Origin of the sequence: Streptomyces sp. VNUA24 (assembly GCF_029167005.1) — a bacterium.
GTDB lineage: Bacteria > Actinomycetota > Actinomycetes > Streptomycetales > Streptomycetaceae > Streptomyces > Streptomyces scabiei.
This window is the reverse complement of record NZ_CP119143.1, coordinates 2,661,558-2,676,098: the sequence shown is the minus strand read 5'-3', so window position 1 is coordinate 2,676,098 and position 14,541 is coordinate 2,661,558. Positions and strand designations below refer to the sequence as shown.

Annotated in this window: 10 protein-coding genes; 4 read left to right on the top strand and 6 right to left on the bottom strand. The window is 72.5% G+C overall.

The features are described 5' to 3' along the window. Nucleotides 1-96 precede the first annotated feature (96 nt). On the top strand, nt 97-1,287 hold the full coding sequence (locus tag PYR72_RS11180; RefSeq protein WP_275455180.1) for a zinc-dependent alcohol dehydrogenase: 1,191 nt from the start codon (nt 97-99) through the stop codon (nt 1,285-1,287). A 176-nt stretch (nt 1,288-1,463) separates the two neighbouring features. Here PYR72_RS11180 and PYR72_RS11175 read toward each other — a convergent pair whose 3' ends face one another. Beyond that, complete coding sequence (locus PYR72_RS11175) at nt 1,464-2,540, bottom strand: ATP-dependent DNA ligase (protein ID WP_275455179.1); 1,077 nt, start codon at nt 2,538-2,540, stop codon at nt 1,464-1,466. A 100-nt stretch (nt 2,541-2,640) separates the two neighbouring features. Between PYR72_RS11175 and ligD the strand changes: the two genes are divergently transcribed. Next, nucleotides 2,641-3,651, top strand: coding sequence for a non-homologous end-joining DNA ligase (ligD, locus tag PYR72_RS11170; protein ID WP_275455178.1), 1,011 nt, complete (start codon nt 2,641-2,643; stop codon nt 3,649-3,651). 16 nt (nt 3,652-3,667) lie between these two features. Here the strand turns inward: ligD and PYR72_RS11165 are convergent, their stop codons facing one another. The 3 genes from PYR72_RS11165 to PYR72_RS11155 all read right to left on the bottom strand — a co-directional run bounded on the left by PYR72_RS11165 (nt 3,668) and on the right by PYR72_RS11155 (nt 10,582). Then, nucleotides 3,668-5,797 carry a HEAT repeat domain-containing protein gene (locus PYR72_RS11165; RefSeq protein ID WP_275455177.1) on the bottom strand — a complete coding sequence of 710 codons (2,130 nt, stop codon included), beginning with the start codon at nt 5,795-5,797 and terminating at the stop codon, nt 3,668-3,670. 100 nt (nt 5,798-5,897) lie between these two features. Further along, nucleotides 5,898-8,102 carry a family 16 glycoside hydrolase gene (locus PYR72_RS11160; RefSeq protein ID WP_275455176.1) on the bottom strand — a complete coding sequence of 735 codons (2,205 nt, stop codon included), beginning with the start codon at nt 8,100-8,102 and terminating at the stop codon, nt 5,898-5,900. Beyond that, nucleotides 8,102-10,582 (bottom strand): ThuA domain-containing protein, encoded by a 2,481-nt coding sequence (locus PYR72_RS11155; RefSeq protein WP_275455175.1) that lies wholly within the window; start codon nt 10,580-10,582, stop codon nt 8,102-8,104. The genes PYR72_RS11160 and PYR72_RS11155 overlap by 1 nt, the downstream gene beginning before the upstream one ends. A 199-nt stretch (nt 10,583-10,781) precedes the next feature. Between PYR72_RS11155 and PYR72_RS11150 the strand changes: the two genes are divergently transcribed. Then, complete coding sequence (locus PYR72_RS11150; protein ID WP_275460382.1) at nt 10,782-11,840, top strand: multicopper oxidase domain-containing protein; 1,059 nt, start codon at nt 10,782-10,784, stop codon at nt 11,838-11,840. A gap of 33 nt (nt 11,841-11,873) precedes the next feature. Here PYR72_RS11150 and PYR72_RS11145 read toward each other — a convergent pair whose 3' ends face one another. Beyond that, nucleotides 11,874-12,749 (bottom strand): hypothetical protein, encoded by an 876-nt coding sequence (locus PYR72_RS11145; protein WP_275455174.1) that lies wholly within the window; start codon nt 12,747-12,749, stop codon nt 11,874-11,876. Between the two features lie 154 nt (nt 12,750-12,903). Between PYR72_RS11145 and PYR72_RS11140 the strand changes: the two genes are divergently transcribed. Beyond that, nucleotides 12,904-13,962 (top strand): LacI family DNA-binding transcriptional regulator, encoded by a 1,059-nt coding sequence (locus PYR72_RS11140; RefSeq protein WP_275455173.1) that lies wholly within the window; start codon nt 12,904-12,906, stop codon nt 13,960-13,962. 10 nt (nt 13,963-13,972) lie between these two features. Here the strand turns inward: PYR72_RS11140 and PYR72_RS11135 are convergent, their stop codons facing one another. Further along, nucleotides 13,973-14,416, bottom strand: coding sequence for a hypothetical protein (locus PYR72_RS11135; protein WP_275455172.1), 444 nt, complete (start codon nt 14,414-14,416; stop codon nt 13,973-13,975). Between the last annotated feature and the right edge of the window lie 125 nt (nt 14,417-14,541).

Genomic DNA, 14,541 nt, shown 5'->3' with positions numbered 1-14,541 from the left:
TGGCCATACCAGTTCGTTTCTGACTGGTTCGGGGACGGGGTGTCGGGTACCCGTGCCGGACTCGCCGACCGAGGCAGGAAACGGAGTGTGGGCGCGATGAAGGCAGTGACGTGGCAGGGCAAGCGGGACGTACGCGTGGAGACCGTGCCCGATCCGGTGATCCAGGAGCCGACGGACGCGGTCGTCCGGATCACGTCCACCGGGCTCTGCGGCTCCGACCTGCACCTGTACGAGGTGCTGACCCCGTTCATGACACCGGGCGACATCCTCGGGCACGAACCCATGGGCATCGTCGAGGAGGTCGGCGCCGCGGTGCCCGACCTGGCGGCAGGAGACCGGGTGGTCGTGCCGTTCCAGATCGCCTGCGGCGCCTGCTGGATGTGTCTCACCGGCCTCCCCACCCAGTGCGAGACCACCCAGTGCACCGGCGAGGGCATGGGAGCCGCCCTCTTCGGCTACACCCGGCTGTACGGCGCGGTCCCCGGAGCCCAGGCCGAGTACCTGCGCGTCCCCCAGGCGCAGTTCGGCCCGATCAAGGTGCCGCAGGGGCCGTCCGACGACCGCTTCCTCTATCTCTCCGACGTGCTCCCCACCGCCTGGCAGGCGGTCGAGTACGCGCACATCCCGCCCGGTGGCAGTGTCGCCGTGCTGGGCCTCGGCCTCATCGGGGACATGGCCTGCCGGGTGGCCCTGGAACGCGGCGCCGAGCAGGTGTTCGGAATCGACCTGGTGCCCGAGCGGCTGCGCCGGGCACGCGAGCGGGGTGTCGAGACGTTCGACCTGCGGGAGTACGAGGACGAGAAGGACCTGGTCGCCGCGGTCCAGGACCGCACCGCCGGGCGAGGGCCGGACTCCGTGATCGACGCCGTCGGCACCGAGGCCCACGGGAGCGCGGCCGCCCGGCTCGTCCAGAACACGGCCGGGCACCTGCCCCGCGCGCTCGGCGCCCGCGTCGCCGAGCACTTCAGCGTGGACCGGCTGGCGGCGCTCTACACGGCCATCCACCTCGTACGACGTGGTGGCACCATCTCGCTCTCCGGTGTGTACGGCGGCAAGGTCGACCCGCTGCCGCTGCTGACCATGTTCGACAAGCAGATCCGGCTGCGCATGGGCCAGGCGAACGTCCGCACCTGGACCGACGACATCCTGCCCCTCCTCACGGACGGTGACCCCCTCGGCGTCGACGACTTCGCCACCCACCGGGTGCCGCTCGCCGACGCGCCGCACGCGTACGAGATGTTCCAGCGCAAGGAGGACGGGGCGATCAAGGTGGTCATGCAACCCTGACGCGGCACCCTGACACGGCACGCTGGCGCGGCACCCTGACCGGTGCCGGGCCCCGACGGGCACACCGGCGGCCGGGCCCCGACGGGCACACCGGCGGCCGGGCCCCGACGGGCACACCGGCGGCCGGGCCCCGGCGGCCGGGCCCCGACGGGCGGCCCCGCCGCGGGTGGAGGCCGTCAGGCCCCGGTGCCGGGGCCGAGGATCTCCGCCAGGTCGTAGGTGACCGGCTCCTCCAGCTGCCCGTAGGTGCAGCTCTCCGCCGTACGGTCGGGGCGCCAGCGGCGGAAGCGGGCCGTGTGGCGGAAGCGGACGCCGTTCTCCATGTGGTCGTACGCGACCTCGGCGACCCGCTCGGGCCGCAGGGGCACCCAGGAGAAGTCCTTCTTCGCCGACCACCGGCTCGGCGCCCCCGGCAGCCGGGCCGTGTCGTGCGCCGCCTCCTCGGCCCAGGCCGCCCAGGGGTGCTCCCCGACGTCCTCCAGGCGCCACGGCTCCAGCTCCGCCACCAGTTCCGCGCGCCGCTTCATGGTGAAGGCCGCGCAGACGCCGATGTGCTGGAGGGTGCCGCCGGCGTCGTACAGGCCCAGGAGCAGGGAGCCCACCACCGGCCCGCTCTTGTGGAAGCGGTAGCCGGCCACCACCACGTCCGCCGTCCGCTCGTGCTTGATCTTGAACATGGCCCGTTCGTCCTGCCGGTAGCGCAGATCGAGCGGCTTGGCGATCACCCCGTCCAGGCCCGCCCCCTCGTACTGCTCGAACCACCGCTCCGCCAGCTCGCGGTCCCTGGTCGCCGGAGCCACGTGCACCGGGGCCGTCACCTCCGACAGGGCCAGCTCCAGCAGCGCGCGCCGGTCGGTGAGCGGGACGTCGAGGAGCGACTCGTCGTTCAGGGCGAGCAGGTCGAAGGCCACGAAGGAGGCCGGAGTCGTCTCGGCCAGCATCCGGACGCGGGAGTCGGCGGGATGGATGCGCTCGGTCAGGGCGTCGAAGTCCAGATGCCCGCCCCGCACGATCACGACCTCGCCGTCCATCACACAGCGCTCCGGCAACCGCTCGCGCAGGGCCGCGACCAGCTCGGGAAAGTACCTGGTCAGCGTCTTGCCCGTCCGGCTGCCGATCTCCACCTCGGCGCCGTCGCGGAACACGATCGCCCGGAACCCGTCCCACTTCGCCTCGTAGTGCATGGCCGGCGGGATCTTCGCCACGGACTTGGCGAGCATCGGTTTCACGGGCGGCATCACCGGGAGATCCATGGTCCGATTCTGCGACCGCGGTCCGGGTGCCGCGCGGTGGGATACGCCGGGCATGACATCGAATATGCGGCTTTCCTCCCCTCCGCCTACCGTGGCTCGCATGGGCGAAGCGGTGGAGCTGGAGGCGGCGGGGCGGACGGTACGGCTGTCCAGCCCGGGAAAGATCTTCTTCCCGGAGCGCGGCTTCACCAAGCTGGACCTCGCCCGGTACTACATCGCCGTGGGCCCCGGCATCCTGCGCGCGCTGCGCGACCGGCCCACCACGCTGGAGCGCTACCCGGAAGGGGTCACGGGCGAGAACTTCTTCCAGAAGCGGGCCCCCAAGAACATGCCCGACTGGATCCCGACCGCCCACATCACCTTCCCCAGCGGCCGCAGCGCCGACGAGATGTGCCCCACCGAGGTCGCCGCCGTCGTGTGGGCCGCCCAGTTCGGCACGCTCACCTTCCACCCCTGGCCGGTCCGCCGCGCCGACGTCGACCGCCCCGACGAACTCCGGATCGACCTCGACCCCCAGCCCGGCACCGACTACGCGGACGCGGTGCGCGCCGCGCACGAACTGCGCGAGGTGCTGCACGAGTACGGCGGGCTGCGCGGCTGGCCCAAGACCTCCGGCGGGCGGGGCCTGCACGTCTTCGTGCCGATCCGGCCGGACTGGACCTTCACCCAGGTGCGCCGGTCGGCCATCGCCGTGGCCCGCGAACTGGAGCGCCGGATGCCCGAGCAGGTGACCACGGCCTGGTGGAAGGAGGAACGCGGCGCGAAGATCTTCGTCGACTACAACCAGACCGCCCGCGACCGCACCATCGCCTCCGCCTACTCCGTACGGCCCCACCCGCACGCGCCCGTCTCCGCCCCCCTCACCTGGGACGAGGTCGGGGTCGCCGTGCCGCGCGACTTCGACCTGGGGACGATGCCGTCGCGTTTCGCCGAGGTGGGGGACGTCCACGCCGACATGGACGCGCACGCGTTCTCGCTGGAGGCGCTGCTGGAACTGGCGGCGCGGGACGAGCACGACCACGGCCTCGGGGACCTGCCGTATCCGCCGGAGTACCCGAAGATGCCGGGCGAGCCGAAGCGGGTGCAGCCGAGCAGGGCCAGGAAGGACTGACCCGCCGCCCCGCCCGTCACGCGGTGCTCCCCTCCGGGCCGGTCCCCGCGCCGGACTCCAGGACCGTGACCATGCGCCGGCAGTCCCTCAGCAGCTCCTCGTCCGCCGTGATGTCCTGGCGGGGGTCGGCGGACCCGTCGTGGTGATGGCGGCGCGGTGAGGCGAGTTCCGCCCGCAGCAGGGGAAGCGCCGGGGCCGCGGAGGCGCCCATCCCGGCGAGGCAGGCCGCGATCGACGGCCGGAACCCCGGATCGGCGGTCCAGTGGTGCAGAAGGCGCGGCAGTGCCGCCTCGGTGTCGGCGGTCACCCGCCAGAGGGCGATCGCGGCACGGGCGGTCCCGTCCAGCGTGCGCAGGACGTCGCCCAGGGGCGCCGCCGCCGGACCCAGAAACCCCAGCAGCCGCAGGGCGAGGTCACGGACGGCCCGGTCGCCGGACTCCAGACCGGACCGCAGGACGGGCAGCGCCGTCGCGGTGTCCCCGGTCGTCGCCCACAGGGCGTGGGCGGCCGCCAGGCGGTCCTCGACGGCCCCGGCCCCCCGGGTCAACTCCCGCAGCAACGGGGCCGTTCCGGCCGCCGCCTCGCCGTAGCGGGACAGGGCGCGCAGCACGCACCGCCGCGTCGTCCCGCCGCCCCCGCTCGCGCGCAGCCGCCCGACGAGCAGGTCCAGCGACTCGGCGTACGCGATGACGCCCAGCCCGCCGACGAGAAGGTCCCCGGTGGCGCTCCGGTCGTCCGGCCCGAGCGCGGCGAGCCGGTCGTGCAGCACGGGCCCCAGCTCGGCGGCGGTCTCGGGGTCGAACGCCCGCAGCCACCGTTCCAGATGCGCCGGTGGTTCCGGGAGCCGGCCCACCGCGGACCGCACCGCGTTCACCATGCGCTCGTCGCCCCGGAGCGCCAGCAGGTCGATGGCCCTGCCGAACGCCATGTCGTCCCAGGACAGGCCCTGCTCGTCGCCCCGGGTGCCCGACGAGAACTCCATGAGGAAGCCCACCACCTCATCGGTCACGGCACCGGTGATCGGGGCGAGATCGCGCAGCTCGCCCAACGCGGCCCGGCACAGCCCGAGGTCGGGCTCCCGCAGCTGCCGGGCGAGCGCGGTCACCGGTTCGTCGTCCGGGGCCCGCCAGCCCCGCAGCACCTCGCCGCACATGGCGATCGCCCGCAGCCGCCGCTCCCGGTCGGGGCTGCCGAGCTGGTCGATCAGCAGCGGGAACCGTATGTCCGTCCGGTCGCCCAGGCCGCGGTGCAGCCGGCGCAGGATGTCGTGGGTCCCGTCGGGGCCGGCCTCCGCGTGCTGCGCGGCCTCCAGTTCCCGCAGATGCGACACCAGTGTGGGCGTCCGGGGCCGCTCCGGCGTCGGGCCGGGCGTCCCGGCGGCGCACGTCCGCCGCTCGTACGCCTGCCCCAGCGCCTTGACGGCGATCTCCGCGGTGTCCTCCGGCAGCGACCCCGGCGCGCCGTGCGCCAGATGATCGAGCGCGGTCAGCCGTGCCTCGGGGGCGCAGTCGTCCCGTCGGGCCGCCGCGCCCAGCACGGGAGCGGCCCGCTCCGCCATGTCCTCCGCGTGCCCGACGGCCAGTTCTCCGACCGCGTCCACCAGGGCGAGCTGTGCCTCCGCCGTCCGCTCGTGCGGCAGCCGGGCGCTCAGCGCGGCGAAGGCCCGCGCCGGATCCGGGTGCAGCCGCGTCAGCGCCGCGGCGGCCGCCGCCCGTACCTCGGGGTCCGGGTCGGTGAGCAGCCCGAGGAAGACGTCCGCACGCGCGCGCACCTCTTCCCAGGCGTCCAGGAACGGCCGGACGTACGCCGCGTCCTCCTCCTCGTCCTCGAAGAGGCCGCCGATCTCCTCCGGGTCGGGCTTCTCCTCGCCGTCGCCCCCGATGCTGCACAGCAGGTGCACGAGCGCGGCGCGGTCGGCCAGGCCCTCCCGCGACGCCAGCTCGAACAGGAACGGGATGCAGGCCACGGTGCTGGCGTACACGTCCCCTTGGTGGTGCACCGCCCCGTACATGCCGTCCAGCGCGAGGTCCCGTTCGGCGGGGTCGTCCGACGCCAGACCCCGCAGCAGGTCCGGGACGTCGGTCGCCGTATCGGTGTACGCGTGTCCCATGGACGCCCAGTCGACGTCGTCGATCCCCGTGAGCACACAGCCTCCCCGTCGCACGGCAGTGGCGTACGGCAGCCACTGATCACAGCTTGCCGTACGCCACTGACAAGGGGCCGGGCCGGAGCGGTCCCGTGCGTCCCTACAGCTCCTTGATCCTGACGTCCCGGTAGGAGACGACGTCCGTCGTGCCGTGGACCTGGAGGCCGAGGTAGCCGGAGGCGAACCGCCGTCCGTCCGTGCCCGGGTCGTCCGCGCGGGGCGGGCTGAAGTCCTGGCCGCCGGTGTTGTCGAACTCGTTGATCAGGACGCCGTTGCGGTAGACCGAGTAGTGCTGGTCGACCACGCGGATCTCGTAGTCGTTCCAGGTGCCCTTCTGGGTGACGCCCGCGCCGGCGAGCCCCACCCGGTCGAAGCCGTAGACCGACCCGGTCTTGTACAGGTCGCCGTCGGGCCGGTCGAAGACCTGGACCTCATGGCCGTACTTGATGGCGACCCACTCCGGCCGCGACTCCTCCGGGTGGTCGTGGACCCCCGGGAAGCGCACGAACACACCGGAGTTGGCGTTGCCCGTGCCGGGGGCGTCGTCCCGCCACTGCAGGCGCAGTGAGAAGTCGCCGTACTTGCGTTCGGGGAACCACAGCATGCCGAGCCCGTCCCTCGTGGTGCCGGAGGTGATCGAGCCGTCCGCGTTCCGCGCGAACGAACCGCCGCCCACCTGCTGCCACTTGGCGAAGGACTCGGCCGTGCCGTCGAGGATCGTGCGGTAGCCCTCCGTCTGGCCGGGCCTGCCGATGCCGGACCTCTCCGCGGCCCCCCGCACGGCGCTGTGCTCGCGGGCGTCGACGACCCCGTTCCTCAGCAGCCTGCCGAGGACGGTGTCCACGTGCTTCAGGAACAGGGCGTGGGACGTCCACTCCTTCTCGTCCTCGATCAACTCGTTGATCCGGCACCGGTTGTCGGTGACCCGGTTCGGCACTCCCGAGTCGATCGTGCCGACGAAGACCGTCAACCGCTCGTCGTACTCGGCGCAGTTGGGGGCGGGGACGCCGCCGCCCGCGACGACGGTGAAGCTCACCGAGCGCGCGGCGGCCGTGTTGCCCGCCTTGTCGCTCGCCCGGTAGGCCACCGTGTGGGTGCCCGCGCGATCGACCACCACGGGCGCGGTGTAGGCGAGATAGGGGCCGCCGTCCAGCGCGTACTCGACCGCGGCGACGCCCGAGCCGCCGTGGTCGGTCGCGCCGACGGTGACCTTCGCGCTCCTGAGGTACGCGCCGGCCGAGTTCCGGTCGCCCTCGACGGTCGCGCCCGTCACCGGGGGAGTCCGGTCCTCGGCGGGCGGTGCCACGACGGTGAACCCGACGCTCTTCTCCGCCGAGACGTTCCCCGCCCTGTCCGTGGCCCGGTACCGCACCTGGTGCGTGCCGGTCTCGTGCACCATCACGGGGGCGGTGTACGGCCGCCAGGCCCCCGAGCCGCCGAGCGCGTACTCGACGGTGTTGACGCCCGATCCGGTGTCCGACGCGGAGACGGTGACCGTCGCCATGGACACGTAGTCGCCCTGCGGGTTCTTCTCGCCGGTCACCGTCGCCGAGGTCTCCGGCGCGGTCGTGTCGTCCGTCGGCGGTGCCACGACGGTGAACCCGACGCTCTTCTCGGCCGCCGTGTTGCCCGCCCTGTCGACCGCCCGGTAGCGGACCTCGTGCGTGCCGACCCGGTCGATCACCACGGGCGCGGTGTACGGCAGCCAGGCACCGGTGCCGCCGAGCGCGTACTCGACGCGTTCGACCCCGGAGCCGCCCGTGTCGGTCGCCCGTACGGTCACCGACGCCGAACCGACGTACGCGCCCTCGGAGTTGCGTGTCCCGGCGACCTCGGCCGAGGTCTCCGGCGCGGTGGTGTCCTCGCCCGTCCCCTCCGTCACCACGAGGATGCCCTGCATCTGGCCGTGTCCGGGGATCGTGCAGTAGTACCGGTAGCGGCCCGGGGTGAGCGTGACCTCGGCGGTGTGCCGGCCGCCCTGGTCGTCGCCGGGGTTGGCGAGGATGTTGAGCGGCACATCGTTGTTGTACTCCGGGTCGGAGACGTCGAAGGTCAGGGTGTGCGGCATCCCCAGGGTGTTGCCGGTCGCCCTGCTGTTCTCGAAGACGAGGGTGGTGGGCCCCGCCACCGCGGTCCGCGGGGCGGTGAGGTACTTGGTGATGTCGTCACCGGCGGTCCAGGTGAGCACCTGGGCGGCGGCCCGCTGCCGCGCGCCCTCCGTACGGCCGGACGCCGGCGTCGACGTCAGCCCGACGACCGTCAGCAGGGCCGCCAGCAGGACCGCCCACACGCGTCTGTTCCCCATCACTCCGCCTTCCTGGCCAGCTCGTCGGCCGCCGGCGTCGGGCCGCCGCCCGTGTAGGTGACGCGCCACAGCGCCGACCTGGCGTCCGAGGTGAAGAAACCGCGTCCGTAGTCGAGGACGTACAGCGCGCCGTCCGGGCCGAACTTCCAGTCCATGAGGTTCCTGATGCCGTCGGCCCCGACCGGCACGATCTTCTTCAGCGACTCCGCGTGGACCGGGAGTCCGCCGCTGCCCTGGTTCCTCGGGTCCATGACCACCGCGTGGCGCGGCTGGTCGGCGTCGTAGAAGTCGCCGACGAACCACTTGCCGTCCCAGTAGGCGGGCCAGCGGACCGCGTCGTCACCCGAGGCGGAGTACCGGTAGACCGGCCCGTTCATCGTGGCCTGGCCGCCGCCCTTGAGCCACGGCAGCAGGTACGTCGCCTCCTCGTTCTTGTAGGAGGGGATGCCGCTCGCGTCCCGGGGGAAGTCGGGGGCGCCCCCCTGCGGCGAGTACCAGATGTTGTTGCCGGTCACCGGGGGCAGGTTGACGAGCCCGTCGTTGTTCGGGGACTCGTTCTTCGGGTGGTCGCAGTCGTACCAGCCCAGCGGCTTCGACGGATCCGGCAGACTACGGTCGCGGTAGGGCTGCTTGTTGCCCATGCAGTACGGCCAGCCCCGGTTGCCGGCCTCGGTGATCGCGGCGAAGGTGTCGTACTTCGCCGGGCCCCAGGTCGTCGACGGCGTGCTCGCGTCGGGGCCGACCCAGCCGGCGTAGAGGACGTCCGTCCGCCGGTCGACGAAGATCCGGGCGGGGTTCCTGACGCCCATCACATAGATCTCGCCGCGTGTCTTGCCGCCGCCCTCGGCGGTCTCCCGGCCGGTGAAGAGGTTCCCCAGGGGCAGGGTGTAGGTGCCGTCGGGCTCGGGATGGATGCGCAGGATCTTGCCGTTGAGGTTGTTGGTGTTGCCGGCGGTGCGGCGCGCGTCGGCGAACGACAGCCCCTTGTACTTCGGTTCGGGGTTGTTGCCGGAGTAACCGCCGCTGAAACCGCTGGAGTTGTTGTCCCCGGTCGCGATGTACAGGTTGCCCTTGGAGTCCCAGGTCATCCCGCCGCCCGCGTGGCAGCAGCTGTGGATCTGCACGGGCCACTTCAGCAGGGTCTTCTCGCTGCCCAGGTCGAGTCTGTTCGTCGCGAGGTCGAGGGTGAAGCGGGAGACGCGGCGCTCGGCCGTGCGGGTGTCACGGTCGATCCGGGAGTGCGGTGTGTAGTGCAGGTACACCCAGCCGTTCTGCTGGAAGCCGGGGTCCAGTTCGATGCCCAGCAACCCCTCCTCGACCTTGATCAGCTCGTCTCCGCCGCCCTTGTTGCCGAAGACGGTGAGCGCGCCCGCGAGGGTGACCTTCTTCGTCCTGGGGTCGTAGACGTGGATCTCGCCCAGGCCCTTGCCGATGTCGGGATCGTTCCAGTCGGTGACCACCGGCCGGGAGGAGTCGGCGCCGCCCCGGCCGATGTAGAGGACCCGTCCGTCGGGTGCGGTGACCAGGCCGTGCGGTTCGCCGATCTGGTCGTTCTGTCCCGGCTGGTTGGGCCGGGTCAGCCGCTCGGCCCGGTAGTTGGCGTCGATGGTGGCCTTGCAGTCGGCGCGGGCCAGCCGGGACGTCCACAGCAGGGCCCCGCGCAGATGGCCGCGGAAGTCGGTCTCGTCGTACGCCGAGACGGTTCCGCCCATCGCCGTGTAGAAGGAACGGCCGCCGTCGTAGTCACGGCACCAGCTCACCGGATGGTCCCAGCCGTTGGCGCCCGCTCCCGGCCGGTACGTGGACTCGCGGACCCGGGCCACGGTGTGCACGTTGCCGGACGGGTTCTTCGTCCAGTTGAGCCACTTGTCCGGCCGCTTCCACTGCACGGGCAGGTCCTTGGTGGCCGGATGCCTCCGGTCGCCGACCTCGACGGTCGCCCGCTGTACGGCCGTCGGACTGGAAGCGGCCGGGCGGGCACCGATCAGGCCGGTGAACCAGTCCGAGTACGGTTCGGCGCGGGCCGCGTCATGGACGCCGACGAAACCGCCGCCCGCCTCCATGTAGCTCTCCAGCCCCGCCTCCTGCTCGGGATCGAGGACGTCCCCTCCGCCGGTGAGGAAGACGACGGCGTTGAACCCGCTCAGCCGGCTCGCGTCGGTGAAGACGGACGCGTCGCCGGTGGCGATGGTCTCGAACCGTTCGGAGGCCGGCCCCGACAGACCGATCCGCTCGATCGCCTCGATCCCGGCGTTCACCACGGGCGACTCGTCCCCGGCCGCCGCGGAGCCGTGGAAGATCAGCACGCGGGGGCCGGAGCCGCCCGGCGGCGAGGTGATCGACATCGTTGTCAGCCGTGGTTCCGGCGCCTGGCCCGCGTGGGCCGCCGGGCCCGCCAGGAGCCCCGCGGTGACGACCGAAGCGGTCAGCGTGGCCGCCCAGGCCCGTCTCTTGGCGTCGCTCAACCCTCGTAAGTACATGGGCACCTCCTCGGTCACAGCAACAGCGCCATGGAAGCTAGCCCCCATTTGCGCGGCTCGCCAAGACCTATGACCGGAATGGTGCGAACTTTGTCCTGGGTGTGGAGAAACGGCTGGGGTGCCGCTACCGTCACACAGGTTGATCACAGGTGCGTCTCCGCAAGATCCGTATGAGCGTGGGGAGTTCCGCATGGACGCGATGGACAGACGAGGGTTCAACCGGCGGGTGCTGCTGGGCGGCGCGGCCGCCGCGACATCGTTGTCCGTGGCTCTCGACACCGTCGCCGCCCCCGAGGCCGTGAGCGCCGCCGCCAGGGCGAGGACGGCTCCGGCGGGCGGCGAGGTCAAGCACGTCAAGCTGTACGCCGAGAAGCTGGCCGACGGGCAGATGGGCTACGGCCTGGAGAAGGGCAAGGCATCCATACCGGGCCCGCTGATCGAGCTGAACGAGGGCGACACGCTGCACATCGAGTTCGAGAACACGATGGACGTGACGGCGAGCCTGCACGTCCACGGCCTCGACTACGAGACCTCCAGCGACGGCACCAAGCTGAACAGGAGCGAGGTCGAGCCCGGCGGCACCCGCACCTACACCTGGCGCACCCACGCCCCCGGCACCCGACCGGACGGCACCTGGCGTCCGGGCAGCGCCGGCTACTGGCACTACCACGACCACTCCGTAGGCACCGCGCACGGCACGGGCGGCATCCGCAAGGGTCTCTACGGTCCGGTCGTCGTCCGCCGCAAGGGCGACGTCCTGCCCGACAGGACCGTCACGATCGTCTTCAACGACCTGCGCATCAACAACAAGCCCGCCCACACCGGCCCCGACTTCGACGCCACCGTCGGTGACCGCGTCGAGTTCGTCGTCATCACGCACGGCGAGTACTACCACACCTTCCATATGCACGGTCACCGCTGGGCCGACAACCGCACCGGCACCCTCACCGGCCCCGAGGACCCCAGCCAGGTGATCGACAACAAGATCGTCGGCCCCGCCGACTCCTTCGGCTTCCAGGTCATCGCGGGCGAGGGGGTGGGGGCCGGCGCCTGGATGTACCACTGCCACGTCCAGAGCCACTCGGACATGGGCATGGCCGGCCTGTTCCTGGTGCGCAAGACGGACGGGACGATCCCGGGGTACGAGCCGCACAAGCCGCACACCGCCGCCGATCCGGAGACGGCCGGAACGACGGACGGCACGACGGACGGCACGACGGCCGGGGCCGGCCCGACCGGGACCTCCCACCACCACTGAGACACGGGCGGGCGGGGTGGCGCCCGCGACGGCTCACCCCGCCCGGGACGCCCCGACGTCGCACACGAACCACTCGGTGTACGGCTCCTCCTGGACGTACAGCCGCGCCCCCCGGCTCACGACCCGGCGCCGCGGGTGCAAGGGCGCGCCGTCCGGGCGGGTCAGGCGCGCCGTGCGGACGGTCTCGACGGAGGTGTCGGTGAGGCGCGCCAGCGTGAGCCGGTCGCGGTTGCCCCGGTAACCGCCGAGGAACGCGGCCCGGTCCTCGTGCACGGCCACGGCCGACGCGCCGTCCACCCCCGTCGCCCGCGCCCGGAGCGAGCCGTCACTCCTGACCTCCACCAGCGGAAACCCCGTGTACGGGTACACCCAGACCCCGCCGCGGCCCACGTTGAGGGCGTAACAGTCGGCGATGTGGTCGACGCCCGGGGGCGGCCGGTACTCCCACAGCGCGGTGCCCGTGCCGCTCCAGCGGCGGGCGCCCGGTGCGCTCAGCGGGTCGCCGAAGACGCCCTCGTCGAAGTAGCCGATCCACAGGTCACCCGCTTCGTCGGTCAGCAGGTGCTCGATGGCGTCGCCGACACGGAACGCCCACGAGGGGCGGCCCAGCACGTCGAACACCTGCACCTGGTCGTCGCCGTCACGGCTGCGCGCGTCGGCCACGACGAAGCCGCCGTCCGGGAGGGAGTCCAGTCGGGGGAAGCGGGCCGACACCGGACCGAGGCCCGTCCTGCCGACGCTGCCGTCCGTGACCGTGACGACCACCGCGTCGTACGGCGGCGAGGGCTCCGCGTGCTCGGTCATCAGCCAGTGGGCACGCCCGGACGCGTCGACCGTGCTGTGCCGGGGGTGAAGGTCGCGGTACGCGCGCGGCAGGCGGGCGTACGGGGACAGGCGCTCAGCCCTCATGGGCCTTTCTCATGGTCATCCGGGGATCCTCGGGCACCGACGGCCCGCCGCGCAACGGGATTTCGGCCGTGTCGGCCGATGATCAGGGAGCGCTCTCAAGGGCCTTGTCCCCGGGGCTATCCTGATCGCACCCGCCCCGGAGGAGAGACCACCAGTGACCGAGACAGCGTCGCGCCCCACGCTGGAGGCCGTGGCCGCGCGCGCCGGGGTGTCCAGGGCGACGGTGTCCCGGGTGGTCAACGGCGGCGAGGGCGTCCGGGAAGTGCTGGTCGAGCGGGTGCGCAGGGCGGTCGAGGAGCTCGGGTACGTGCCGAACCAGGCGGCCCGCAGCCTCGTCACCCGGCGGCACGACGCCGTGGCCGTGGTGATCGCCGAACCGGAGACCAGGGTCTTCGCCGACCCGTTCTTCGCCCTCCAGCTCCGGGGCATCAGCAAGGAGTTGACCGCGCACGACTCCCAGCTCGTGCTGCTGCTCACCGAGGGCCCGGAGGACTACGCGCGCGTGGGCCGCTACCTTGCCGGCGGGCACGTCGACGGGGCACTGGTCTTCTCGCTGCACCTGGACGACCCGCTGCCGGGCCTGATCCGGGGCGCCGGCGTCCCGACCGTGTTCGGCGGCCGGCCCGGCTGGGCGGACGGTACGCGCGGCGACACGCCCACCGTGTACGTCGACAGCGACAACCGGGGCGGCGCGCGGGACGCGGTACGGCATCTCGTCGGCCTCGGCCGCACCCGGATCGCCCACATCACCGGGCCGCTCGACCAGACCTCCGCGGTGGACCGGCTCGACGGGTTCCGGGACGTCATGGTGGACGCCGACCCCCGGCTGATCGAGGAGGGCGACTTCACCCCGGCGGGCGGGGAGCGCGCGATGCGGGCACTCCTCGACCGATGCCCGGAGGTGGACGCGGTGTTCGCCGCCAACGACGTGTCCGCGGCCGGGGCGCTGCGCGTGCTGCGGGAACGGGGGCGCCGGGTCCCCGAGGACGTCGCCGTGGTCGGCTTCGACGACATGCTCCCGGTCGCCGAGCACTCCGAACCGCCGCTGACGACGGTCCGTCAGGACATAGAGGAGATGGGCCGGTTGATGGCCCGGCTGCTGCTCCGGGGGCTGGAGCGGCCGGCCGCCGACCGGCAGGGGGGCCGGACGCCGGTCGGCGCGCCGACCAGTGTGGTCCTGCCGACCACACTGGTGCGACGCGCCTCCGCGTAGGAGCCCCGGCTCAGCAGACGACCCGGTCGAAGTAGAAGTGGTCGGCGCTGGAGATCTTCCGCCAGATGGCGTCCTTGCCCCGGCGGTCCTCCGAGTTCGCTTCCCTCGACTGGCCCCACCAGTGCCAGTAGGTCTTGCAGTCCTTCGGGAACCGCACGGCATCGGTGTCGTAGAAGAGCGAGTAGTTGTCCTCCCGCTGCCCGGGTGACAGCCAGACCCGCGCGTTGCGCAGGTTGCCCACCCGCACCGGGTTGCCGTGGCACGGCAGGTTGTCGCCGTTCTCCCAGGTGCCGTAGGAGTCGGCCCAGCAGTTGGAGATGGACACGTAGGCGTTGGTGTTGTTGTCGACCTCACCGCCGCATCCCGGGGTCGGACAGGTGTCCGCCGCCGCCGGACCGGTCAGCGTGGTCAGATTCATCGTCGCTGCGACCACGGTGACCAGCACCGCGGACACGAAGCCTTTCCTCAACGGATTTCCCTCCCTGGATCTCCCGGCGTCCCGCGGCACGTTCCGCGGAGTCCCCGCTCGGGACGGACGGGTGCGGGTGTCGCCGGCGCGGCAGCGTTGCCGTGGTGCGT